Genomic DNA, 25,430 nt, shown 5'->3' with positions numbered 1-25,430 from the left:
GCCAGAGCAGATGCGCTTGATGAGTGATTTACTTTCTAGAAGAAGGCAGTTAATGGATATGCAAACGATGGAGAAAAATCGTTCACAGATAATGCCAAAAACAATATCATCACTAATAAAATCTATCCTAACGGCATTAAAAAATCAGATTGAAAAAGTAGATTTGAAACTACAAAAACTCATCAAAGAATGTGACGAATATAAGGTCAAGAATGACATTATTCAAAGTGTGCCTGGCGTTGGTAATGTTGTCGCGTTTAACTTACTTAGTGACATGCCTGAGCTTGGGTGTGTAAACAATAAAGAGGCTGCATCACTGGTTGGTGTTGCACCATTTAATCGAGAAAGTGGTGCTTATCAAGGTAAACGGATGATACGAGGTGGACGGCCAAAAATTAGAACCGCAATGTATATGGCAATGATGTCAGCTATCCAATGTAACCCTAAATTTAAAGCTATTTATCATCGGCTAGTCGCGGCAGGGAAACCTAAAAAAGTGGCTATTATTGCCTGTATAAGAAAGCTTATAGTAATCATAAATTCTATGGTGAGGGATGGTGTCATGTGGGATCCTAAAATGGTTTGAAATTAGGAATTGACACCATAGTCACTTGTTATATGGCTACTTACTCTTTTGTTTAATTAAATAAACAATGTATCGATAGCTAAACAATAGAACAAACACTATTAAACCAAATTGAAAAGGAATCCACTCCATGCCTTTTTCAGCAAGCCCAACGAAAATACACAACCTATAAAGAGGTTCCCAGACAATAAAAATTAGAGAATAAGTAAAAGCATCTGGCGCTAACAAAATAGCAAATTTTAGTTTCTCTTTAAGTGAATTTAACATCAACTCTCGATAGACATATAACGCCCGCATTTGCGGCTGGTTTGGAGCGCAGCGGAAAACCAGTCCGACAACATGCGCTTGTTATGTTCATTTTGACGGTAAAACCGATTTCGCCGCTTCCACTAATTCTTTAGTTGCAGTAGAGATTGAATTAGCATTTTTTGAATCGCTCTTATGATGAATTGGGCTAGCATATATCAGCCCTACTGATTCCATTATCATTTTGTCTTTATTTTCTGTATTTTCCAGCTGCTCAGCATAGGAGTTAACTGTTAGCGCAACGGCAGATTTAAAGGCGTATTCCTCTTGGAAATTACGTTCTTTAACGTATTGCGAGATTGAAAATAGCAATAGACCAACAGCAGGAAGAGCCTTCAGCGAATTAATTACTATAACTTGCCAAGATAGCCCACTCAAATCCCCATTTCCGAAAAGAAAGAATATCCAAGCTATTGTAGCGATTACAGTAATCGGAACTGCCCATTTCCAAAACCCTATTGATGTTATCAACTCTGATTTTCTTTGCTTAAATGTTTCGAATAGAGATGCGCCCACCTCCCTTTCGATAAGATCGTCAAGGTATTTATTTCTTTCCTCAAAGTATTCCCGCTTTCCTTCGACAAAGGATAGTTTTTCAGTAAAAGTTTCCTCTAATTTCTCATAGACTTTTTTACGAGACTCATTTTCAGTTTTACTTTCGCTTAAGAGGTTTGACATCTCTGACAATAGTTTTTTAATCTTTTCAGATAGCTCATCCACGGTAACTTTTTTATCTTCTGCCTGCTCTAGCAAAGAGTTTATTCTTTCTTCAAAAGTGGCCGATTTAGTATGTATTTCAGATATCTCGTTCGTATGCTGCCTAGCAGACGATAACAAAGACTCAATCTCACTCAATTCAGTAGACTTAGATTTGATAAATCTATTTACCTCCTCCTTCTTATCATCTATTTTAGAAATTAAATCAGATAATCTACTGGAAGATTCTTCTACATGCTTGGAAACTAGGTCGATACGATCTTTGTCTTCTTGAACGCTAACTTCTGACGAGCGGAAATACTTTCGTTTTGATTTTTCCCAAAAACCATTTATTGCCTGATAATGAATCAGTTTATTTAGCGCGGGAATACTGGCTGGAAAATTTTTGGCGTTTATTTGAGATAAGAGATTTGTAAGATCCTGATGTAAATTTCCGTTACCGTATTCGTTTTGAAAATGGTACTGGAATGGCATTGCCTTTGCATACACGCCATCGATCTCTTCTCTAATTGGGCAAGAACTTTTCTTACGGCCGATACATACTCCTTCGCAGAGTATTCTCCTATTTTTACATCTGACAAGTCTGCGCTATCACCATACTTAGAAGCGACCAGTTTGCCTAAATCTAGAGCGGAAAAAGCCTCAAGTTGACCTTTGACTTGGTTTATTTGATTTTGGTTCATCGGTTCCTTCTTAGAACATAACAATTTAATAGTGCGCTCATCGCGCATATTTCTGCCAACGATACGCTCATGTATTTTATAAATCATTTTTACCAAATAACTTAACACATTGCTATATATAATTTTTATTAGCATTCAAACTCTCAATAAAAGAGAAAATGCGCTCGCCGCTCATTTTCTTGAATATGTGTGCATCACAACTATACTGTATATAAAAACAGCGCCATTATTGGTAATAGTATGAAAACACGTTCCCCATTTTTAAATTATATAGCCGATTATATGTTGGTACGTCAGTATTCATTACGCACCGTAGATACCTACCTAAGATGGATTGCATCTTATATCCATTTTCATAATAAACGCCATCCTGCCTCAATGGGGGACAATGAAGTCGAACGCTACTTAGAACATTTAGTGTTAAAGAAAAACGTTGCACCACGTACGCAAGCCACCGCACTCAATTCATTGTCATTTTTATACAAGCACATAATAAAAAAAGAACTCTCATTAAATTTAAATTTTGCCCGTAGTAAAAAACCAGCAAAGCTCCCTGTGGTGATGACCCCAGAGGAAGTTAAAATGTTGATGGCTCATTTAAATAAGCGCTATTATTTAATTGCAGCCCTTATGTATGGAAGTGGCTTAAGAGTAATGGAAGCGGTGCAATTAAGAGTAAAAGATATTGATTTTGATTATAAATGCATTCAAGTATGGAATGGAAAAGGTAATAAACACCGCATTGTTACGCTGGCCACAGAGCTAATTCCTATGCTGAGAAATCAAATTTTGAACGTTGATGACTATTTAAAACTGGATTTAAATAATACGGAATATTCTGGCGTATGGATGCCATATGCTTTAACAAAAAAATATCCAAGTGCCGCAAAATCGCTTGCGTGGCAATATTTATTTCCTTCTCATATATTAAGTTCAGATCCTCAAAGTGGTGAAATAAGGCGACATCATTTTCATCACTCTTGTATTAGAAAAGAGATTAAAAAAGCCGTCCAAAAATCAGGGTTAACAAAAATAATAACACCTCATACATTGAGACACTCTTTTGCTACTCATCTACTGCAAAGTGGCGCCGATATAAGAACTGTTCAAGCTCAGCTTGGCCACAGTGACATGCGTACTACGCAAATAATACCCGCTGTATTGAATTAGTGAGCAATTTTAGCGATAGATAAATAGCTCAGTAACAAGGCAAAAACTTGGTAATATAGTTTATCTATATGAGAAGTTTTTAACGCAGTTAATGAGTTATTTAGAACGCTAAAATGTTCAACGTTTTAATTCAGCGGGTATCCTACCCATGTACTACAGCAAGGTGCTAACGGGGTTGTTAGCCCTTTTTCAAGATTATAAGCGTCTCTTTTTAATCCTCTACGCATACATATTCGCTTTAAGACCAATACCGCCATCTATTTCTACTTTTAAAAAACATAAAAAAGCCCCACTTGTTTTTACACAAGCGGGGCCCCACACTAATTCTTCACTCAACAATAAAAGCGCCGATACTGCGGGCGCTTTGCATCATTGAATTTAATTACTTTAACTTACTGATTAACTACGCTTTTAAGCGGGTTAATTGGCTGTGCGTTATCGTCTAGTATGTTCATATCGAAATCGAACTCATCTACACGAATCGCCTTTTCACGTTTGATGTTGTAATCAATTAACTGAACGTGCTCAGCTTGCGTGATTACGTTTGCAGCTAATGCGTTATCAAGTGTAATGTTAAAACGTGCACCTGGCTTAATTACTTTAGCACGTAATGCTTTTTTAACTTTAGCCAGCTCGCCAAGTGATGCCATTTTAGCTTTGTAAGCTTGCTCATTAATATGATGGCCATCGCCCACTACTGGTTTAACTAAATGCGTTATTTGCGCTTTAAATGCGGTATCTAGCTGAGCTTGCTTAGCTAGTTCGCGGATTAAATCGTCGCTAATTTTTGGCATTTTAGTTGAGTAGTTCATTGTAATGAAACGAATAAACTTACGCGTACCACTTGCAGGGAAGTTATCTAAAAACTTATGCAATGCTTCTTCAGCACTTTGTAGTGCAAAACGAGTCGCGTAATGGAAATACGGCGCTGCTTGCTCACGGTCACTACTTGATACTTTTTGCTCGTAGTATTTAATTGATGCCATAGCTGCATATAAGAAGCTCATTACATCACCTAAACGTGCCGATAGCATTTCTGCTTGCTTTAACTTACCGCCAAGTACAAGTAACGAAAAGTCTGCGTACACTGCAAGTTTTGCAGATAATTTATGTACTGCTTTTTCGTAGTCACGTACTTCTGGTAAATCAGAGTTTGCACTTGCTGTAAATGGTAAAACACCTAAGCGAAAAGCACGTAAGCTGTTTGCTGTGCTGTAGCCGATTGTTTTACGCAAAATACCGTTAAATTCTTTATCTGCGCCTTCGTCTTCGCTGTGAATTGACTCAACCATAGATTGTAAATATGGATGACAACGCATAACACCTTGACCAAAGATCATTAGGTTACGTGTAAGAATGTTCGCGCCTTCTACCGTAATGGCAATCGGCTGAGCAACATAACCACTTGCTAATGTATTTTGTGGACCATTTTGAATCGCTTTACCTGCTTGAATATCCATTGCTGAATCAAGCACGTCGCGACCAAGCTCTGTCATGTGGTATTTAGCGATTGCGGTTACTACTGATGGTTTTAAGCCCATGCCTAAGCCTTCAGTTGTAAGTACGCGCATTGCTTCTTGTAGGTATGTTTTACCTGCAATGTCAGCTAGTTTTTCTTGAATACCTTCAAACTGACCAATGGCTAAACCAAACTGTTCACGCACTGCTGCGTATTCAGATGCTGATTTAAATGCAACTTGTGCTGTACTAACACCTAGCGCAGGTAATGAAATACCACGGCCAGCACCTAAACAGCTAACCAGCATTTGCCAACCACGGCCGATGTTTTTCTGTCCACCAATAACAAAATCCATTGGTACAAATACTTTGTTACCACGTGTAGTACCGTTGTAAAAACGAATACCCATTGGGTCGTGGCGATTACCAAGCTCAACACCTGGGTGCTCTTTTGGAATAAGTGCACAGGTAATACCTAGGTTTTCTTTACCACCTAGCAGACCATCAGGGTCAACTACTTTAAATGCTAAACCAAGTACGGTAGCAATAGGTGCAAGTGTAATGTAGCGCTTGTCCCAGGTAATTTCTAAACCAAGGACTTCTTCGCCGTTGTACATACCTTTAGTTACTTTACCAACATCAGGAATACCACCTGCATCAGAACCCGCTTCTGGGCTTGTTAATGCAAAACATGGAATGTCTGTACCATTTGCTAGGCGTGGTAAGTAATGTGCTTGTTGTTCTTGCGTACCAAAGTGAAGTAATAACTCACCTGGGCCTAACGAGTTAGGAACCATTACGGTTACCGCAACTGCTGAGCTTTTAGTCGCAATTGTGCCAACAATGGTAGAGTTTGCATAAGGGCTAAACTCTAAACCACCAAACGACTTAGGAATGATAAGCGAGAAAAAACGCTCTTTTTTCAAAAATTCTAAGATGTCATTTGGTAAATGAATGCCGTTTTGAATCACTGAATCGTCAATCATGCCCAGTAGTTCTTTTACTGGACCGTCTAAGAATGCTTGCTCGTCTGCGCTTAATGTAGCAGCAGGTACGTCGCGAAGTGCACTGAAATCAGGCTTACCTTGGTAGATAGAACCTTCAAGCCATACATCACCCGCGTCTAGCGCTTCTTGTTCTGTGATAGAAATACTTGGTAATACTTTTTTTAGTTTTGTACGTAAACTCATGATTGAACTCATCCGACCAGCTAAATAATACCTACATTACGTCATAAAAAATCGTTTAGATCAATTACTCTATTCAATTAATTAACAGTTTTTTCAATTTATTTTCTTTACCTGAACGTAAACTGTTGAAACACAAAGGCTTACAGTTGTACGCTGAAAAAAAGTATTTTGACTAAAATGATGAATAAAACAGCAAAAGCGCTAGCGCTGTATCTATTTTCTGATGGGCATAAAAAAACGCAGCACAAATAGGCTACGTTTTTATTCAATTTGTAGAGGCTACATTATCAGTTAATCTAGCTAAAACTACTTAAATTTAAATCAAATTGTATAAGCGCTTCACTTAGCAACTTTAACAATTTGCTTGCCGGTAAAACCACCAGCAAGTTGTTTATTAAGCGCTTGCGATACTGACTCAGCACTAAAGTCTACGGGCGTTATTTCTGGGTGTTTAATGTCGCCACTAACAGCTCCTTCAAGTAACAGGTTGCCCATAAAACTCAAACGTTGTTGTGCACATAAACTATTAGCAAGCCACGCACCACCAATCGATACAACGCTAATATTGGGCGCTCGGTGATACATTAAGTCTTGATCAAAACAAGGGAGCGGATTTAAGCAGGCAATACGTCCGCAAAAACGCATTAACTCAATATTACGCTGAGTACACTCACCACCAATCGTATCAATAACCGCATCAAAGCCTTGCGGGCCAAGTTCTCTGCGGATTTTTTCGCATAGCTTTTTATCGCTATAGTCAAAAACCACATCAGCGCCTAGCTGCTTAACCAATTTATGGTTACGCTTTGATGCCGTGGTAAATACATCTGCACCACGCTGTTTTGCATATTGAATAGCAAACTGCCCTACCGCTCCGGCTCCGCCTTCAATAAAAATAGTATCGCCTTCACTAATGCCTATTTTATCTAAGCTGATAAGTGCTGCCATACCGGAGCATGGGAGTGTTGCTGCAATGGCCGGATTTAAACCGCTTGGCACAACCGACACTGCAAAGTTAGGTACTTTGGTGTATTCGCTCAAAGCACCTTGCTCACCAATGTTGGCATGCCACATAACCCGCTCGCCAACATTTGGAAACACACCTTTATTAGCTTTAACCACAACACCTACGGCATCTAAGCCTAAAATGTGTGGATACTGCCACTTACAAAAGCCTGTTTTAGCAAATTGACCATCAACTGGATTTAAACCAACGTACTCTACTTTTACAAGCAGCTCGTTATCTGCACAGTCTGGAACAGGCAGCTCAGCATCCGCTAAGTTAATTGCTTCATTTGGTTCTGGCAGTACAATAGCGCGCATTGTATGCGGGATAATGTATTCATGTAAATTTTCAGTATTTGGCATCAATATAACTCTACTTATTAGTGTCGTTTAACGCATAACTCCATTGGCCATTAAATGACTGGTAAGCATTTACTTTGGCAAGCAGTGAAGAAATTGTTGTTTCAACAGCATTTTCTTGTGCTATTAAAACATCCTGACGCGCATCTAACAACTCAAGGTAAGGAATTTGACCTTCTTCATACATTGCTTGGGCTTGTAAAAATGCTTTATTAGCAAAGTCATAGCGCTCATCGGCAAAGCGTTTTTGCTGTGCTTGATTGACCAACAATTGCAGTGAAAGTTCACTTTCACTTAGTGCAGTTAATACCACTTGTTGATAATCGCTGTATGCGGCTTCACTTAAAAACTGCTGCGCGTCGCGCTGTGCTAATAATGCTGGGTAGCTTAATAACGACCATTGTAACTGCGGCGCTACTTGCCACTGCTGATCGGTATTTTTTAAGCCTGTGCTGTCTATACTCACAACCCCTGCAAATGCAGATAAGCTAATATCTGGTAATAACGCTTTGCTAGCTGCAACACTTAAACTATTTGCTTGGCTAAAGTCAAACAGTGCACGGCTAATATCAGGACGTAAGGCAATGGCATTATTAGCATTTTTTAGTGCAACGCTAAAGTCACGTTCAAGCACGCTTTGCTCGTTTTCAATAGCAATATTTTGCGCTAGCTTACCGCTTAGTACTGCAAGAGCAGATAAATCGCTGTATTTTGCATACTCAATGGCAGGCATTAGTGCTTGTTGCTGCCTAAGCTGCGCCATCGTACGGTTTAAATCAAGCTCGTTTGCAACACCTTCGTCAACACGGGCTTGAAGAACGTCAATACTTTGCTCAAGCGCTTCAATTTGAAGTGCTACAATGTGTTGTTTTTCAACATTACCTTGATAACTTACAAAGCCTTTAACAACTGACGATACTACTTCAATTTGCAGTAAACGTACTTGCTCTGCTTGGCTCATGGCCGATGCATTTGCAGCATCAACCAACGCTGTTATGCGACCAAATAAATCTAGCTGCCAATCAAGTGCAACGTTTGCACTTGATTGACGGTCATAAACGCTTGGTGCATCGCTTCGAGCTGCGCCAACATTTACGCCACCTTGCGGAAGGTACTGGGCTTTTTGCTCTCCTAATCGCGCTAATGCACTTTTAAGTGTTAGCTGGCTTGTTTGCAAATTATAGTTATTTGCAAGCGCACCAGTAACAAGCTCATTTAGTTGATCAGAATTAAGCTTTTTCCACCAGTTTGTTTCATCAGCAACGCTAACGTTACTAGCAATATTAGCTTTGGCAACAAATTCGTTAACGGCTTTTTGCTCACTCATGGTGTCTACTTTACTCGCACACCCGGCTAAAAACGCAGCGACTAATACTGCACTGGCAGTCAGACTTGTTTTAAGTCTTTTTTGCATTAATTTAGTCATGAGTATTCTCCTGCGCTTTCTCTTTTTTGTTAGTCACTAACATATAAAATACCGGCGTAAACAATAGGCCAAACACGGTTACACCTATCATGCCTGAGAATACGGCGTTACCCATTGCGTGTCGCATTTCGGCGCCCGCACCAGTGGCAAGTACTAACGGTACAACACCTGCTGTAAATGCAATTGACGTCATTAATATTGGGCGCAAGCGCATACGACATGCCTCAAGTATTGCCTCTAAGTGCGATAAGCCTGAGTCGTGTCTATCTTTTGCAAACTCAACCATCAATATCGCATTTTTAGAAGCCAACGCGACCAGAACTATGAGCGCTATTTGGGTGAATATGTTGTTGTCAGAGCCAACAAACCACACACCTAACAAGGCTGAGAAAATAGTCATTGGTACAATTAATATAATTGCCAGTGGTAAACGTAAGCTCTCGTACTGCGCTGCAAGTACCATAAATACAAGTAATACAACTAACGGGAATACATAAACCATGGTGTTACCGGCAAGTACTTGTTGGTACGTTACTTCAGTCCACTCATACTCAATACCCGTTGGTAGTGTGTCTGCGAGTACTTTTTCAATAGCAACTTGTGCTTGATCAGAGCTATAACCTGGCGCTGGGCTACCATTTAGTTCTGCACTTGGGTAACCGTTGTAATGCATAACACGGTCAGGACCAATTGTTGGTGTTACTGTTAATACAGAGCCTAACGGCACCATATTACCTGAGCGGTTCCGTACTTTTAAATTAAGTATTTGATCAGGGTCTAAGCGGTAGTCAGCATCAGCCTGTGCATTTACTTGGTACGTACGGCCAAACATATTAAAGTCATTTACGTACACAGAGCCTAAGTAAATTTGCAGTGCATTAAATACTTCATCAAGTGGAATACCTTGAATAAGCGCTTGCTCACGGTCAATATCAATATCCATTTGTGGAACCTGGATACGGAAACTTGAGTAAAGGCCCATTAATGCAGGGTCTTGTTGCGCTTTACCAATAACGGCTTGCAGGCTATTAAATAGTGCTTCAAACCCTTTATTAGCTCTGTCTTCTATTTGCAGTTTAAAACCACCTGTAGTGCCCAAACCTTGAATTGGCGGCGGTGGAAATACCGCTACAAATGCCTCATCAATGGCAGCAAAACGTTTATTCAACTGCGCCGCTATCGCCATCGCTGATTGGCTTGGATCGGTACGTTTGTCAAAGCTTTCAAGTGGTGTAAATACAATGCCGCTGTTAGGGCTGTTTGTAAAACCGTTCACTGATAAGCCAGGAAAAGCAACAGTATGTGCAACACCTGGGACTTCTAATGCAATTTGCTGCATTTGAGCAAGTACGTCTTCAGTACGATCAAGGCTTGATGCGTCAGGTAACTGCGCAATAGCCACTAAATACTGTTTGTCTTGCTGTGGAATAAAGCCACCTGGTACGGTATCAAATAACTTAATTGTGCCGCCAACAAGTGCAATATAAGCCACCATTACAACAACGGTCATACGGATTAGTTTTTGTACCAGTTTTTCGTAACCTTTAGCACCACGATTAAATACGCGGTTAAACGGTTTAAACAACCAACGACCAAACAATTTATTAAGTAAACGCGTGAAGGCATCTGGTTTTGCATCGTGCGATTTTAATAACAATGCAGCAAGCGCAGGCGATAACGTTAATGAGTTAAACGCTGAGATAATCGTCGAAATTGTAATTGTAAGTGCAAATTGCTTATAAAATTGACCTGATAAACCGGTAATAAACGCAGTAGGAATAAATACAGCACTTAGTACTAGCGCAATGGCAATAATAGGGCCTGTTACTTCGCTCATTGCAACGCGGGTTGCTTCAAGTGGCGATAAGCCTTTTTCAATATTACGCTCTACGTTTTCAACAACTACAATCGCATCATCTACAACAATACCTATGGCCAATACTAAACCAAACAACGACAAGGTATTAATTGAGACACCTAACCACTGCATTACGGCAAACGTACCAATGAGTGAAATAGGCACAGCAATTAGCGGAATAATTGATGCTCGCCACGTTTGTAAAAATACAATAACAACAATAACTACCAGTACAATTGCTTCAAGCAAAGTGGCAATTACCGCGTCAATTGAGCCGCGAACAAATACCGTAGGGTCGTACACAATGTCGTATTCAACACCAGTAGGGAAATCTTTAGATAAGCGCGCCATTGTTTCGCGTACTTGATCAGAAAGCTCAATAGCGTTTGAACCTGGACGTTGGAATATTGGCATTGCAAGTGCTGGTTGATTATCAAGCTCTGCACGCAGTGCGTAAGTGTCTTGACCTAAATCAACACGGGCTATATCAGATAAACGCGTTAACTGACCTTCGTCGCCTACTTTAATAATAACTTGTTCAAATTCTTCAATACTGTTTAAACGACCTTTAACGTTTAACAGTATTTGAAATTGACTGTCGTTTGAAATTGGTTGCGCACCTAAGCTACCTGCAGCAACTTGCTGGTTTTGCGAGCGAAGTGCTGTTACTACATCTGTTGCTGTTAATTCGCGTGCAGCAAGTGCATCTGGATTTAGCCATACTCGCATTGAGTATTTGCCAGCACCAAACATGCGAATATCACCTACGCCTGGTAAGCGCGCAATTTCATCTTTAATGTTTAAATCAGCATAGTTAGATAAGTAAGCTGTGTCGTGCGTTTTTTCAGGTGAATACAAATGCACTACCATGGTTAAATCGGGTGATGACTTTTCAGCCACAACACCTAAACGCTGTACTTCTTCTGGCAAACGCGGAAGTGCACTGTTTACACGGTTTTGTACTTGTACTTGAGCACGGTCTAAATCGGTACCTAACGCAAATGTTACCGTTAGTGTCATACGGCCATCACTGGTACCTTGCGAAAACATATATAACATGTTCTCAGTACCGTTAATTTCTTGCTCCAGCGGTGTTGCCACTGTTTGCGCAATAACGGTAGGGTTAGCACCTGGGTAGTTGGCGGTAACAACAACTGTTGGAGGAACTACTTCTGGGTATTCACTTACTGGTAATTGGAATAGTGATATGCCACCAGCAATTAAAATAACCAACGACAGCATAGCCGCAAATATTGGGCGCTGTATAAAGAAATGCGAAAATTTCATCAATAAACCTTATTGCTTAGCCACAAGTTGTGCGTTGTCATTTGACAATGTAAATGCCACACCGCTTGTATCAATTGTTACTGTTTGAGGAGAGATTGGCATACCAGGACCTACGCGAGCAGGACCATTTACAGCAATTACATCACCTTCGTTAAGGCCTGAAGTAACCGCACGTAATGCACCGTAACGTTCACCAATAGTAATTAGCTTGTATTCAAGTACGTTGTTTTCGCCAACGGTTAGTACAAAGCGATTTTTTAAGTCAGTACCAATTGCACGTTCTGGGATAATAATAGCGTCGCTAATAGAATTGGCTGCAAGCTTGATACGTGCAAACGAGCCTGCGCGTAATTGGTTGTTGTCTTCATTAAATACCGCACGTACACGTAATGTGCCCGTTGATGAATTAATTTGGTTATCAATAAAGTTAATGTAGCCTTTGTATGCAAAATCACTTTGACCGACTTTTTGCATTACAACAGTTTGGTGGCTCGCAGCAGTAACATCATTAAAAGAGCTATTCCATGTGCGCTCATCAACATCAAAGTAAGCGTACATAGCTTGGTTCGAAACAATCGATGTTAATACGCTTTGACCCGCAAGTACGTTATTACCTTTAGTAATATTTGCGCGAGAAATAATGCCATCAATTGGTGATACTACTGACGTAAACTCTAAATCAAGTTCTGCTGAGGTAAGTTGTGCTTGCAGTGCAGAAAGCTGTGCTTCGCGTTGGCGCAGTGTTGAAGTACGCGCTTGTGCTTGCTCTGTAGAGATTGCCTTACGGTCTAATAAGCGTACCGCACGTTTGTCTTCACTTTTAGCTTGCTCTAAGGCAGCTTCTGCACTTTTAATTTGTGCTTTTAAGCTTGCAACAACCGCTGCAAATGGGCGAGCATCTAATTGAAATAAAACATCGCCTTGCTTAACCACGTCGCCTTCTTTAAATTCAATGCTATCGATGATTCCTGATACACGCGGCATTAAAGCAACTTCTTGTGGAGACTCTAAACGAGTTGTATATGTGTGCCAGCTCTGTACCGGCTTAACAAGCACCTGTGCTACATCAATTGGTTGAAGTTGCTGTGCAGGTACTGATTGAGCTGTGCTCTCATCAGCACAACCCGCAAGTGTTAAAGATGCCGCAGTAAGTGCAGCAGCAATTAGATGTTTGTTCATGAAGACGCTCCATTGTTGATTAGCCTCGCATAATACGGATTAAACCCGTGTGTAAAAACCATAGATTTTTAAATTCATTAATGCCAAAATGGCATCAATAGATTAGTTAAGGTGTAATAATGGATACAACAAGTCGACTTTTAATGTTACTTGAAGTAGTTGAGCAAGGCTCTTTTGCTAAAGCTGCAGAAATACGCAACATAGATCGCTCTGTTATATCTAAACAAATTAGCCGTTTAGAGGATGAGTTAGGCGTTAGGTTACTTAACCGAACTACCCGTTCATTTTCGCTCACAGCGGCAGGCGCCGAAATGATCAAAAAAGCAGCTGAGCTTAGAGAGCTGCTCGGCGAAACCGTGCGCATGGCTGAAAACTACCATTTAGAGCCGCGCGGCGTTTTAAAAATCACTTCATCAACACTTATTGGTCGTCGTTATTTACAACCTGTACTTAATGATTTTCAAAAACGCTTTCCGCAAGTAGAAGTTGAACTGCGTTTAGACGATAGATTAGTAGACATAGTCTCTGAAGGATTTGATTTGGCTTTTCGTGTAGGAGAGCCTAAAGACTCGTCACTTATTGCACGTAAAATAGCGCGTAATCGATTATTAATTTTAGCTGCGCCACAGTTTATTGAAACTTATGGTATGCCAAAAACAATGGAAGAGTTAGCGAAATTACCAGCAGCAAGCTATGCCAGTAACTCTATTCGAGTAGAAGCAATTGATTATTACGATAGTAAAGGTGAGCGCTGCGAGCAAAAAATAAAAAGTGTGTTTCGTGCTAATGATGCCGAGTCATTGTTAATGAAAACATTGTCGGGCACAACTTACTTTGTCGCCCCTGCATTTATTATTGGCGATGAAATAATACAAGGTAAGTTAGTGCCTTTATTGACCGATGTAAAACTGATGGAATTTAGCGCGATGTATGCCGTATATCCGCATCGAGATTTACCAGTAAGAACCCGATTATTTTTTGATGCTGTACGCGAGCATTTAGGAAAAGATAAACCGATTTGGGAAAACGGAATCCCTAACTTTGAACAAATGTACTAAGTAGCACGACTTACGCAACGACTGCCTGGTAATCATTTTCTTTTTTAAACTTACAATACACTTTATTGCGACCAAATTGCTTTGCTTTGTATAACTGTTTATCAGCTTGGTTTACAAAGCTTTCCAATGAATTGGTACTTTTAAATTTTGCGACACCAATACTGGTTGTAACATTGATTGCAAGGCCGTCAATGTCAAATGTGGTACTTTCAAAACGTGCCCTTATTTGTTCGGCGGTTTTCAGCGCGGCCTCATCATTTTCAAAAGAGCTAAATAAAGCAAACTCCTCACCGCCGACTCTAAATACATACCCTCTAGCGAGTATAACTCTTAGTAAAGTTGCTACTTCAATAAGCACTTGGTCACCCACACCATGGCCATACTCATCATTTACTTGTTTAAAAAAATCTAAATCAAGTAAGAATAAATATAACTGTGATTTATCTTGTAGTTCTACTTCAAAGTAGTGGTTCATTGAAAGGCGATTGCCTGCCCCCGTTAGTGGGTCAAGTAACGCTAAATTTTTAAGTCGCCTTGAAAAGTGTGAACGACTCCCTTCAAACACGTGAGAAATTGCCCAAATACTTAAATAAGCACAGAGTAGATTAAGAGATAAGTTAAAAGTCTCAAAGGGGGCAAGTGTAGACTGACTACCTAAAATAAACACTTGGATCACTAATAAATTTGCAGAGAAAATTACACCATATTGCTTACCTAATAGTAGGTAGTACAAAATAGGTAATGCAAACGACCATACATACACACCGTTACGAGGCGACGCCAAAGATGTACCCAAAATAACGATGAATGTGATAAGTGCGCACATTACAACGGATTGCCAAAACTGTAGTGGACGGCGTATAAGTGTAATATAAGTAAATATACAATAAATGGAAAAACAGATTTCGATATAGCCAAGCAATGGAAAGTTATTTACGGTTAAATTAAATCCCGCAAACCCAACCGATAAAACACCAAAGCAAAGGCACATCCCTCTTAGAACGTCCTTTCTTAATGATTTAGTGCTATTAAGGGCTGCGATATCCATTCTAATCACTTAATAAAAATAAAAAGTAAGTTTAACGTGAAAATACAATTTAACAAGCTTTGTTGCTCTAAAACCATGTAAACACACCCTTTTATTGGTGATTTAGGGACACGTTTGATGTTTTTGTTTACAAATTAGCTCTAAAAATTAACCACCTAACATAGATAAATTAGTGGTGATGCCCGTATTACCTTGATGCAAAAGATGAGTTGGCTTCTTAGTTTTAATATAACGAGATAACAATGCCATTAATTCACTATGCGAACTGTCGTTCATATATTCTCTTAGCGAAATACCCTCTTCAGAAAACAAACATAAGTGCAGATTTCCTTTTGCTGTAACCCTTAGTCGGTTACAGGTACTACAAAAATCATTGCTGTAAGGCATTATTAAACCAATTCTGCCTTGATAATCGGGGTGCGCAAACTCTTGAGCAGGACCTGCTGATGCACTACGCGCAAGTTGCTGCCAACCCGTTTGTAATAGCTGAGTTTTTAAAACTTGCCCAGAAACATGGTTCGCATCAAAAAAGGCTTTGTTGTCGTTTGTTTGCATCAATTCTATAAAGCGGATGGTGACGGGGCGGTGTTTAACCCAATTTAAAAATGTATCAAACTCTTTTGCGTTGTATTGCTTCATCAGCACGCTGTTTATTTTTACCGAATCAATACCCGTTTCAAGCGCAGTATCAATACCTTTCATTACTGAGGTAAATTTGTCATGCCCAGTAATGGTGTTAAACATGCGCGAATCTAAACTATCAATGCTTACATTAATGGCGTTTAAGCCTGCATCTACCCAGTCATGAATATTCTTATGAAGAGAAAAACCATTGGTGGTCATTGCAATTTTTTTTATGCCCGCAACATCTTTTGCCGCACGAACAACATCTATAAAGTCTTTTCTAAGGGTTGGCTCTCCGCCAGTGATCCTTACTTTTTCAATACCATGGTGTGCAAACGCTTTAAGCGTATTGCTAATTTCATCAATTGTGAGAAAGCCACGGTCGGGACCGCCCTGATAACCATCTGGTAAACAATAAACACACTTAAAATTACATACATCAGTAATAGACAAACGTAAGTAACTAAACTCTCGCCCTGTTGGGTCGATTAGCATAAATAAACCTTAACTAATATCAACACGTAATAACAACCGAATACCAATTTGCAATAATACTTAATCGTTTAATTAAGCAAACTGTTATAAACAACGCTACCTATTGATACATAAATAATAATTACATAAATATATTTAATAACTTAAAGGGGCAGCATAAAGCATACCCCTTTAGTTATTTTTGTTTTACGCTTCTAAGCCTTTTTTAAGTTCGCTTGGCTTCATTGGTAGGTCACGTAAACGCACGCCTACAGCATTAAACACTGCATTACCAATAGCAGGAGCAACTCCGATCACGCCAGGCTCACCTAAACCAACTGGAAACTCATCGCTTTGTAAAAACTCGATGTCCATATCTGGCACATCTTGCATTCTTAGCGGTAAATAAGTATTAAAGTTAGTCGCAGATACTTGCCCATCTTTATACGTATTTGATTCATGCAATGCAAGGCTGCTGCCCCATAGTAGCGACCCTTCAATTTGCGCCAGTGCGCCATCTGGGTGAACTATTAAGCCCGCATCTACAACAACATAAAGCTTTTTAAGCGTTATTTTACCACTATCACGGTTAACGTGAACATGCGCTGCGGTTGCAAGCCATGCTGGCATAGTACGTTCTTGCCCTGAGCTTACAGAAAAACCAATGCCTTCGTCTTTCGCTAATTTTACAGAAGCTACTTTGTCAGACACCGTTTTAAGCACATTACGTAAGCGCAGTGCTCCGCCAACGCTCTCAGGTGCTTTACCCGCTTGCTTGCCTTTACCATCTAACATTTCAATTCTAAATTGAACAGGATCTTTGCCTTGCTTATGGGCAATTTCATCAATAAACGACTCAAGACTCCATGCAATCCAACCTGGCCCTACTGAACGTAACCAACCTGGATTAAAGGTGCTTTGTGCAACTTCGTTATTAATAGCGCGAGCACGATGACTGCTCATGCTGTACCAATGATCAGCGCCTGATGCCGAAAATGCATCAAATTTACCTTTGCCATCAACACCCGGTGATAAAAACCCTGGTGCCATAGCTTTAGTAGGCCAACCAGCGGCAAATGCATGTTCCATTCCTGTGAAGGTACCATTTTTATCAAACGACGCCGTCATTTTTGCAGCAGATGCAGAGCGAGACTGATCGAATAAACTATCATCTGCTCGTGTAAATACCAGTTTTACTGGTTTACCTACTGCTTTTGCAGTTAGAGCCGCAGGTACAGTCCAATCACCAAATAATCGACGACCAAAACCACCACCTAAATAGTAAGGACGGATAATTACTTTGTTTTGTTCTATATCGAGTGCTTTAGCAAGCGCTGGTAACGTAAGTGACTGCCACTGGTTACCAGTATGAATAATCCAATTTCCGTCTTTAAACTCTGCAACCGCATTTAATGGCTCTAGCTGATAATGACTCGCTGTCGCTGTGGTATACATTGATTCTAACGACTCACTAGCGTCTGCTTGGGTTTTCTTTATATCGCCTTCATCAACAAACAAAGTACCCGAGTCGCGTTGCTCGCATAATCGCTTACCTTCTTTTTGAATATCAGCTTCAGATATATTTGCCGACTCACCATTTTTGTAACTCACCTTTAAAGCATCTACTGCTTTAATGGCACTTGGGTAACTATCAGCTAATACAACAACCCAGCCTTGCACTGTGTTACTAGGGTCATTTAAAATTTCATAGCCTTTGTAACCTTTAATTGCTTTTGCTGCACTATCGTCAACGTTTGTTACTGTGCTGCCATAACGAGTTGGTGGAATAACTGGACGCGCGTACAGCATGCCTTCAACTTCTACATCTATCCCATATACTGCTGTACCATTTGTTTTGGCTGGTATATCAAGCGCTTTAAAGTCTTGTTTAAGCCCAGTTAAATGACGTTTATTAGCAGGTTTTAGTGGAAGGTTTGCAACTTCATCACTGGTAAATGTACGATTAAACTCGCCTTTTTTAACTATGTCAGCATAACTAACCGATTTTTCGCCTGCAATAATATAGCCCTTTTCAGCACGACATTTATCTGCAGGCACGCCGAGCATTTTAGCTCCAGCTTCTATTAATGCAATTCGACCCGCAGCGCCGGCTTGAGATAATGGCTTAAAGCTTTGAAATACAGACCACGAACCACCCGTTACCATAAAGCCCCATTTTTCATGAGTATCTACGTAGGTAATTGATACTTTATCCCAATCACATTCAAGTTCATCAGCCACAATGCGCGCAAGAGCAGTACCAATATGTTGACCCATTTCAGCTTTAGCAATACTCACTTCTACGGCGCCGTCGGTGCTCATAGTCCACCAAATAGTGGGTGAAAAAGCTTGTTGCGCAATTGATTCTTTTGCACTGAGCGAACCCGAAAATAACGCAGGGGCAAACGCCATGACTAAGCCTGCGCTAGCAGTGCCAATCATAAACGAGCGACGATTTAAATTAACGGTTTCGCTATTTTTTTGAAATAATTTTTTCATTATCGGCTCCAGTTAAGCGTCTTGTGCATTTGGATCAAATATATTTACTACACTTTGTGACTCATCTGCAGCGCGTTGAATAGCAGTTTTAATACGTTTATAAGCCATACAGCGACAGTAGTTACCATTCATATGGCTTACTATTTCTTCATCTGAAGGACTTGGATTAGCTGCCAGTAATGTAGCAGCTTGCATTATTTGTCCCGACTGACAGTAACCGCACTGTGGTACTTGCTCTTCAACCCATGCTTTTTGAAGTGGGTGTTCGTTATTAAGTCCTTCAATTGTGGTAATGTTTTTTCCTGCAATTGCGCCAATTGGTAAAACACATGAGCGAGTTGCTTGCCCATCTAAATGCACCGTACACGCACCACACATTGCAATACCGCAACCAAACTTCGTACCTTTTAATCCAATTTCATCGCGAATAACCCATAACAATGGTGTATCTTCACTTGCGTGTGATTCAACCACCTTGCCATTAATTGTAAACGTCACCATAGCTTGCCCCTTGATTAAGCTTTATAACCTGCGTTTAAATTGCTTAATTTAAACGCAGGTTATAACAGTTAAGATTGTTGTAACTACTAATCCATAACACATATAGTTACCGCATCAGCTACATTAACAGCTAAATACCATAACCACTGCACTAAAGCGTTAGCGCAGCTAAAACTTATTTTGCCCTACTACTTTTTCACTCATTTTTAGCTATAAAATTACTTAGCTGCTTTTGAGTATCTATATCTACACTCGCACTACTTAAACTAATTGTATTGACGACCTCACTGTTGGAACGCAGTAATTGCTGCGCACCTCTATCTGAAGTTAAGCTTGCAAGCTGAGATAAATCAACCGCTGGGAATATAGCGGGTACACCTAAACGCTCGCCATAGTTTGCGCACCAGCGCGATGGGTTACGTTTAAAACCAGTAACTAGCTCACTTAAGTGCGCTACTTTTAGCTCAACCTGATCCGCAAGCATAAATAAAATCCCATCAAAGGACTTATTTTTAAACAGAGTTTGAGAAGCTGTCGCGATTGAATGACCTAAACCTTGGCTCCATTGCTTGTTCTCAATCAGCTCTATGTTTTTATAACCTGCCAGTACTTGCGCTACTTCTTTATGCCATGCCCCGGTAACTACATACACGGGCGTGTCATCAAGTGCTTGCAGTGTATTTACAGCATGCTCAATCATTGTTTTGCCAAAGCCAATATCAGCTGTTAATTTACAGCCGTTAAAGCGAGATGATTGCCCTGCGGCTAAAACAACTTTTGCAATTAGCACGGCTCCTGCCCCCAATGACTTAGTGATTGGGCATCTTTATCACACAGCACTGCATGTATTTCGCTGATCAGCGATAGTGCAATACTCTCTGGCGAGTCGCCCCCTAAATTTAAACCGACAGGCCCAAAAACAGGAGACTTAATTTGTGAAACACGCGTATTTGCGTGCTCTAAAACTTGTTCACGTCTGTGCTTCGGACCCAATAATCCTATATATTTAAACGGAACATCTTTAAATTGAGCCAACGTACTGGCGTCAAGTTCAACGCTGTGAGCCATTAAAATAGCCGTATCAACTTTATGGGTTATGCAATATTCTTTTAACTCATTCGGTGTGATGCGCAAAATAGCATCTGCATTTTTAAAATATTGTCTTTTTGCATTAGCCGCGCGTGTATCCCATACCGTTACACTCCAACCAAGTTGTTTGGCAAATGTATAAACCGGAACTGCATCTGCGCCACCCCCTACTATTAATAGATGGGGCGGTGGATAAATAGAGGTTTGCAAACACGTAGCGCCTTGTAATTCTACCAACTGCGCTTTGCGGTTCATTGATAAACCATGCAACTCATCATTTTGCGTAAATACACCACTACCGGCTGGCAAAATGGGGCTTACTTGTTGAAGATACCGCCCTGGTTTATTCTCATTAAGTGCTTTAGATACAAGCTCTAACTGTAAATAGTCATTAGCCTTATGAATAGGCTGCAGTAAAATATGTACTATACCTCCACAACCAATGCCAAGTTGAAATGTTAAATCGTCTTCATCGGTGGCATCATAACTAATGGTTTTACTGCTTAAAGTACTCATTACTTGTTTAGCATGGCGCTGTATGTCAGCTTCTAAACAGCCACCCGAAAGCATCCCTAAGCGCTCGCCTAAGCTCGAAATAAGCATCATAGCACCTAGCTTTCTGTAGCTAGAGCCTTCAATTTTGTACAAAGTAGCTAAAACCCATTCTTGGTTGTCCCTGTTGGGATACCAAGTGTTTAAGATACTTTTCAAATCTGTAACCATACATTGCCCTTTAAAAAGCATTTTTGCGTTTAAAAACAAATCAGCCTAAACAGCTAATTTAAAACTTAATAATTCACGCACAATTTAGTTTTCTATTATATCGTTTAAGGTCTCAATTAACTCATCAAATTGATCATTAACGCTTTGGCGTTGTTTATCATTTAAGGTTGAGTTTAATTCGTAGAGTAAATTTATATATAAATCTAAGTTTGCTTCATTGGTTTTCAATAGTGCGTCGCTCATATATAGTTCGCGCTCTTTAATAACTGTACTCAACTGATTTATAAATTCTTTTTTTGTAATTTCAGCATTTGTAAATACCTGTTTGGCCGCATTCAAACGGGTTTGCTTGTACTCTAACCACAGCGCTCCTGAGTCTTGATGTTGCTCATTAGTTGATTTAATCAGCGCTTTTTGTTGTTTATTAAGTTTGCCTATCCACTGCTCGTAGTATTCAAATTGCTCTTCCAAACGCTCACTTTTTCGCTCAAGCGGGGTTTGTTCGTTAAACTCTTCACGTTCGTCGTTAATTTTTATTTGAATATTGTTTAAAAGTTCTTCTCTTTGCTCACTTGATAAGGTTGCCCCAAGCTCAGCTAAAGGCATGTGCGCGTATTCAAGTAGGTTTTGCCAATGCTTTTTAGCAAAAACCACCTGCTCTTTTAACTGATCAATGCTTAGTGTGTTGTTAAAAAGTGCCTTAATATTTTGAATGTCTTGTTTGTAGGCTGGTAGCTGCGTACTTCTATGCCACGCTTGGGTCGTGTTAATAATCTGTTTGAGCTGCTTATTTTGTGTTTTATTTAGATCAATATAATCATCTACCCAAAATGACGAAAGCCAGCTCAAGTTGTTATAAGTGAATGAGGCTGAACAGCTACACAAAAATACCATGCTGATAGCAAAGCATGCATTTATCACTTTTTTAGCTTTAAGATTATTAAGCATCACTTTCCTTATTTTAAATTTTATAATCATGAAAATCTTATTTGATAATAATTATCATTTAAGCATTGACTTGCGCGCTAATCTAACTAATAATCATTATCAGAAACAAAGTGTACCGACCTCAGTGCCTATGGAAGGATATTCAGCAAGGATGCTGACACATTAAAAGAAGAACGTGCCGCTTCGTGGTATTACTTACTCGACCCAAGTAATAACACCAAATATCACATTTACTTGCTACATTGCTCATATTAGTGACGGTTAATATGACTCAAAAAAGCCCTAACGGGCTTTTTTTATATCTTTAAATTTTCTATAAAATCTGTATCTTACACTTCTTAAACTCATTTACTTACCTTGAAAGTCCACCGCGCTGTTATTTACATTTTATACGCACGATCTTATAAGGTACCGCCTTGCGTTTACACTAAAGCTGGCGTAAAACATAACAGTAGACACCCTTTTTTGCATCTATTTATAGTAACCGATTTAGTCTTTACATAAATGTATTGGGTATTAAACGTTTATAATGTGCAAATAGCGCAAAAATTTAATAAATTAGCATTTAACTATGGCCTGTTGACCTTTTAGGATTAAAACTTGTTCTATCTAGGCGCTATTTAATCGCCGCGCGAAGTTTGTAACTTAGTAAGCTCATTAAAAAACCGAGCAGCAAAGAACAAACCGCCTCAAGGGCGAGCCTAAATAGCAGTGGATGTTTAATCTAAAAAATGTACTGGCCCTAAAATCTATCGAAACTATTACTAATTGGAGACATTAATATGTCACAGTTTAATTTAAAAGCACTCATTCTTGCTGGCGTTTTACTTGCCAGCCCTTTCGCTCATGCAACATTAGAAGATGGCATAAGAGCAGCTAACGAAGGTGAATTTGCAGTCGCCCTAAAAGAATTCCAATACCTAGCAGACAAAGGTTTTGCGCCAGGAATTTACGAACTAGCCAAATTATACGAAGGTGGATACGGTGTAACACGCGATTACCGCAAAGCAGCTGCACTTTATCAACAAGGCGTTAAAAAGAACCATGCTGATTCGATGTTTGCTCTAGCTGTTTTATACGACGAAGGTAAAGGCGTTAAACTTGATCATCAAATGGCAGTTACCTTATTTGAAAAAGCAGCTAAGAAGAATTTACCTGCAGCTCAATTTAATTTGGGCGTAATGTACGCTAATGGCGTGGGTGTTACACGAGACTATGAAGCGGCACGTAACTGGTACGAAAAAGCAGCTGCAAACAATTACTCTTTAGCGCAATTTAATTTAGCCCTCATGTATTTTGAAGGACTAGGTATGCCAAAAGATTTAGAAAAGTCATATATTTGGAATACTATCGCTGAGTACAACGGTAATATGCAAGCGAGTCATAGCCGTAAACTTGATGAGCGTAAAATGCTGCCTAAAGAAATTGAAGAAGCTAAAGAAAAAGCCGATGCCATTTATGCAAAAATACAAGTGGGTACCTATGCTGGCGAAGGTCGCTTATTTTAAAGTCTTATTTTAGAGTTTAAGACCGTAGCTTTAAACTAATCTAAAAAAGGCTGAATTACATAATGTAATTCAGCCTTTTTAATATATCTTGATTAGCAAGTTAACACTTATTCAACTTTACCAAATCAGCACCCTATTATTTTATGTAAAGCCACTTTAGAAGCTTAATAATAAGTTTGCTTTGTTTTAGTAGCATAACAATGCGAGGATTAAACGAGCCCGATACTAACGTATTTTTAGCATGGCTAAACGTTAAAAACCCTTCTATACCATGATAATGCCCCATTCCTGAATGCCCTACACCACCAAAGGGAGCATCATCAGCAGTTACTTGCACTAAGGTGTCGTTTATTGCCACAGTGCCACTGATTGTTTGCTTCATAATGTATTCTTGAGCGTGCTTATCTTGGCCTAAAATATAAAGCGCTAATGGGTGGTGATGGGCTTTAATATAGTCAATTGCGCTGTCGAGCTTTTCATAACTCATTATTGGTAGTATTGGACCAAATAACTCATCTTGCATAAGCTGCATTTCGTCAGTTACTTGAGTTACTAAATGCAGCCCCATACGGTGCTTTTCTTCGTCTTGCTGGTTTTGCTCAAGTGGCTTAATAATGTTTGCACCCAGTTCTTGGGCTTGCTCTAAGTAGGTTGCCAAACGTTTATAATGCGCATCGCTAATGATAGAAGTTAAGTTTTTACCTTCAACACCGTCTTTAAAATGCTTTTTATACAACTCGCATAATTGCTGAATAAGCTGATGCTCAAGCTCTTTGGGTACAAATACGTAGTCGGGTGCAACGCATATTTGCCCTGCGTTGGCCATTTTGCCAAACAGTAAGGCTTGTGCCGCTTTTTTAATATCGGCATTTTGCGTAATAATAACTGGCGATTTACCACCAAGTTCAAGCGTTACCGGCGTTAAGTTACGACTCGCTGACGCCATTACTAATTTACCTACGTTCGTAGAACCCGTAAATAATAAATGAGCAAATGGCAGTGATGAAAACTGTGCTGCAACATCACTCGCCCCTAGTATTATTTTACAATGAGCTTGCAGATCATCTTTAAAGATTTTTTCGATAACGGCGTTTGTATGAGGTGTGAATTCGCTTAATTTAAGCATCACTCTATTACCGGCAGCTATGGCGGTAAGCACAGGTACTAACGCTAACTGAATGGGGTAATTCCACGGTGCAATAATACCTACCACACCTTTGGGCTGATAATTAACACTTACTTTTGAAGGCCACAAGCTTAAACCCACAGAGCGATTACTTGGCTTTGCCCATTTTGGCAGTTTTTTAATAATGTGCGCGAGTGTTTGCACTGTAGGCAATATATCGCCAAGTAAAGTATCGAAAGCGGTTCTGTAACCAAAGTCTTTTGAAGCAGCATCTACTAGCTCTTGCTCAAGTTCAACAATACGTACACGGAGTTTTTTCAATAAAACGAGACGTTTATCAATTGGCAAGTAAGGCGTTTCGAGAAAGCTTTTTTGCAATTCATCAAACTGGGGAATTAAAGGCATTGCCTGTGATGTCTCAGTGCTCAAAATAGGTTACTCAATTTTTAAAGTTATTAACGACTATAACCTTGTTCTGTTTTTCGAGCAATAACACTAATTATCTAAAAAAGAGCTTTTTAAGTAATATATATAAGCATAAAGAGTAGCTTTGTTTAAAATTGTAAGTATAAACAAAACTACTCTGACATAGGTTGGTTGGAACTAA

Annotated in this window: 18 protein-coding genes; 4 read left to right on the top strand and 14 right to left on the bottom strand. The window is 39.6% G+C overall.

Annotation, left to right across the window (positions count from 1 at the left end):
* Positions 1–586 (top strand): IS110 family transposase (locus tag QT16_RS11705; protein ID WP_039486684.1); only part of this gene is annotated, 586 nt, incomplete at its 5' end.
* Between the two features lie 354 nt (positions 587–940).
* On the opposite strand, the gene QT16_RS11695 is transcribed toward QT16_RS11705, so the two are convergent.
* Positions 941–2,098 (bottom strand): DUF5336 domain-containing protein, encoded by a 1,158-nt coding sequence (locus QT16_RS11695; RefSeq protein WP_152609342.1) that lies wholly within the window; start codon positions 2,096–2,098, stop codon positions 941–943.
* 434 nt (positions 2,099–2,532) lie between these two features.
* Here QT16_RS11695 and QT16_RS11690 point away from each other — a divergent pair, with 434 nt between their 5' ends.
* A complete protein-coding gene (locus tag QT16_RS11690) occupies positions 2,533–3,462 on the top strand; it encodes an integron integrase (protein WP_052201211.1) in 930 nt (309 codons plus the stop codon).
* 392 nt (positions 3,463–3,854) lie between these two features.
* Here the strand turns inward: QT16_RS11690 and QT16_RS11685 are convergent, their stop codons facing one another.
* The 5 genes from QT16_RS11685 to QT16_RS11665 all read right to left on the bottom strand — a co-directional run bounded on the left by QT16_RS11685 (position 3,855) and on the right by QT16_RS11665 (position 13,225).
* Positions 3,855–6,110, bottom strand: coding sequence for an acyl-CoA dehydrogenase (locus QT16_RS11685; protein ID WP_039488507.1), 2,256 nt, complete (start codon positions 6,108–6,110; stop codon positions 3,855–3,857).
* Positions 6,111–6,449: 339 nt separating this feature from the next.
* Positions 6,450–7,478 (bottom strand): zinc-binding dehydrogenase, encoded by a 1,029-nt coding sequence (locus QT16_RS11680; RefSeq protein ID WP_039488506.1) that lies wholly within the window; start codon positions 7,476–7,478, stop codon positions 6,450–6,452.
* A 10-nt stretch (positions 7,479–7,488) separates the two neighbouring features.
* Entirely contained in the window at positions 7,489–8,901 is a 1,413-nt protein-coding gene (locus tag QT16_RS11675; RefSeq protein ID WP_039488505.1) for a TolC family protein, read from the bottom strand.
* Complete coding sequence (locus tag QT16_RS11670) at positions 8,894–12,046, bottom strand: efflux RND transporter permease subunit (RefSeq protein WP_002958688.1); 3,153 nt, start codon at positions 12,044–12,046, stop codon at positions 8,894–8,896. Before QT16_RS11670 ends, QT16_RS11675 begins: the two co-directional genes overlap by 8 nt.
* Before the next feature lie 9 nt (positions 12,047–12,055).
* Entirely contained in the window at positions 12,056–13,225 is a 1,170-nt protein-coding gene (locus tag QT16_RS11665) for an efflux RND transporter periplasmic adaptor subunit (RefSeq protein ID WP_039488504.1), read from the bottom strand.
* Positions 13,226–13,344: 119 nt separating this feature from the next.
* Between QT16_RS11665 and QT16_RS11660 the strand changes: the two genes are divergently transcribed.
* The gene (locus tag QT16_RS11660) at positions 13,345–14,283 is read left to right on the top strand and encodes a LysR family transcriptional regulator (protein WP_002958690.1); all 939 of its coding nucleotides are present in this window, start codon (positions 13,345–13,347) and stop codon (positions 14,281–14,283) included.
* A gap of 10 nt (positions 14,284–14,293) precedes the next feature.
* Here the strand turns inward: QT16_RS11660 and QT16_RS11655 are convergent, their stop codons facing one another.
* The 7 genes from QT16_RS11655 to QT16_RS11625 form a co-directional block, all read right to left on the bottom strand.
* Positions 14,294–15,331, bottom strand: a complete 1,038-nt coding sequence (locus tag QT16_RS11655; RefSeq protein WP_002958691.1) for a GGDEF domain-containing protein — start codon at positions 15,329–15,331, stop codon at positions 14,294–14,296.
* A 147-nt stretch (positions 15,332–15,478) separates the two neighbouring features.
* Positions 15,479–16,450, bottom strand: a complete 972-nt coding sequence (gene moaA / locus QT16_RS11650; RefSeq protein ID WP_039488503.1) for a GTP 3',8-cyclase MoaA — start codon at positions 16,448–16,450, stop codon at positions 15,479–15,481.
* Between the two features lie 186 nt (positions 16,451–16,636).
* Positions 16,637–18,928 carry a xanthine dehydrogenase family protein molybdopterin-binding subunit gene (locus QT16_RS11645; protein WP_039488502.1) on the bottom strand — a complete coding sequence of 764 codons (2,292 nt, stop codon included), beginning with the start codon at positions 18,926–18,928 and terminating at the stop codon, positions 16,637–16,639.
* 12 nt (positions 18,929–18,940) lie between these two features.
* Entirely contained in the window at positions 18,941–19,429 is a 489-nt protein-coding gene (locus tag QT16_RS11640) for a (2Fe-2S)-binding protein (protein WP_007582016.1), read from the bottom strand.
* A gap of 196 nt (positions 19,430–19,625) precedes the next feature.
* Positions 19,626–20,219 (bottom strand): nucleotidyltransferase family protein, encoded by a 594-nt coding sequence (locus QT16_RS11635; protein WP_039488501.1) that lies wholly within the window; start codon positions 20,217–20,219, stop codon positions 19,626–19,628.
* The gene (locus QT16_RS11630; RefSeq protein WP_039488500.1) at positions 20,213–21,241 is read right to left on the bottom strand and encodes an XdhC family protein; all 1,029 of its coding nucleotides are present in this window, start codon (positions 21,239–21,241) and stop codon (positions 20,213–20,215) included. The genes QT16_RS11635 and QT16_RS11630 overlap by 7 nt, the downstream gene beginning before the upstream one ends.
* 84 nt (positions 21,242–21,325) lie before the next feature.
* Positions 21,326–22,189 carry a DUF6279 family lipoprotein gene (locus QT16_RS11625; protein WP_039488498.1) on the bottom strand — a complete coding sequence of 288 codons (864 nt, stop codon included), beginning with the start codon at positions 22,187–22,189 and terminating at the stop codon, positions 21,326–21,328.
* A gap of 782 nt (positions 22,190–22,971) precedes the next feature.
* Between QT16_RS11625 and QT16_RS11620 the strand changes: the two genes are divergently transcribed.
* On the top strand, positions 22,972–23,697 hold the full coding sequence (locus tag QT16_RS11620) for a tetratricopeptide repeat protein (protein ID WP_039488497.1): 726 nt from the start codon (positions 22,972–22,974) through the stop codon (positions 23,695–23,697).
* Positions 23,698–23,833: 136 nt separating this feature from the next.
* On the opposite strand, the gene QT16_RS11615 is transcribed toward QT16_RS11620, so the two are convergent.
* A complete protein-coding gene (locus QT16_RS11615) occupies positions 23,834–25,228 on the bottom strand; it encodes a coniferyl aldehyde dehydrogenase (RefSeq protein ID WP_167334960.1) in 1,395 nt (464 codons plus the stop codon).
* Positions 25,229–25,430: the final 202 nt, after the last annotated feature.

This window comes from Pseudoalteromonas distincta (genome assembly GCF_000814675.1).
Lineage (GTDB): Bacteria > Pseudomonadota > Gammaproteobacteria > Enterobacterales > Alteromonadaceae > Pseudoalteromonas > Pseudoalteromonas distincta.
Note: the sequence above shows the minus strand (reverse complement) of the source record. Positions and strands in the feature narration are given on the sequence as shown.

Coding starts and splice junctions, on each gene's coding strand:
- QT16_RS11670 (WP_002958688.1), bottom strand. CDS start 12,046: ATGAAATTTTCGCATTTCTTTATACAGCGCCCAATATTTGCGGCTATG.
- QT16_RS11625 (WP_039488498.1), bottom strand. CDS start 22,189: ATGCTTAATAATCTTAAAGCTAAAAAAGTGATAAATGCATGCTTTGCT.
- QT16_RS11615 (WP_167334960.1), bottom strand. CDS start 25,228: ATGCCTTTAATTCCCCAGTTTGATGAATTGCAAAAAAGCTTTCTCGAA.
- QT16_RS11675 (WP_039488505.1), bottom strand. CDS start 8,901: ATGACTAAATTAATGCAAAAAAGACTTAAAACAAGTCTGACTGCCAGT.
- QT16_RS11680 (WP_039488506.1), bottom strand. CDS start 7,478: ATGCCAAATACTGAAAATTTACATGAATACATTATCCCGCATACAATG.
- QT16_RS11685 (WP_039488507.1), bottom strand. CDS start 6,110: ATGAGTTTACGTACAAAACTAAAAAAAGTATTACCAAGTATTTCTATC.
- QT16_RS11665 (WP_039488504.1), bottom strand. CDS start 13,225: ATGAACAAACATCTAATTGCTGCTGCACTTACTGCGGCATCTTTAACA.
- QT16_RS11620 (WP_039488497.1), top strand. CDS start 22,972: ATGTCACAGTTTAATTTAAAAGCACTCATTCTTGCTGGCGTTTTACTT.
- QT16_RS11655 (WP_002958691.1), bottom strand. CDS start 15,331: ATGGATATCGCAGCCCTTAATAGCACTAAATCATTAAGAAAGGACGTT.
- QT16_RS11630 (WP_039488500.1), bottom strand. CDS start 21,241: ATGGTTACAGATTTGAAAAGTATCTTAAACACTTGGTATCCCAACAGG.
- QT16_RS11660 (WP_002958690.1), top strand. CDS start 13,345: ATGGATACAACAAGTCGACTTTTAATGTTACTTGAAGTAGTTGAGCAA.
- moaA (WP_039488503.1), bottom strand. CDS start 16,450: ATGCTAATCGACCCAACAGGGCGAGAGTTTAGTTACTTACGTTTGTCT.
- QT16_RS11640 (WP_007582016.1), bottom strand. CDS start 19,429: ATGGTGACGTTTACAATTAATGGCAAGGTGGTTGAATCACACGCAAGT.
- QT16_RS11690 (WP_052201211.1), top strand. CDS start 2,533: ATGAAAACACGTTCCCCATTTTTAAATTATATAGCCGATTATATGTTG.
- QT16_RS11645 (WP_039488502.1), bottom strand. CDS start 18,928: ATGAAAAAATTATTTCAAAAAAATAGCGAAACCGTTAATTTAAATCGT.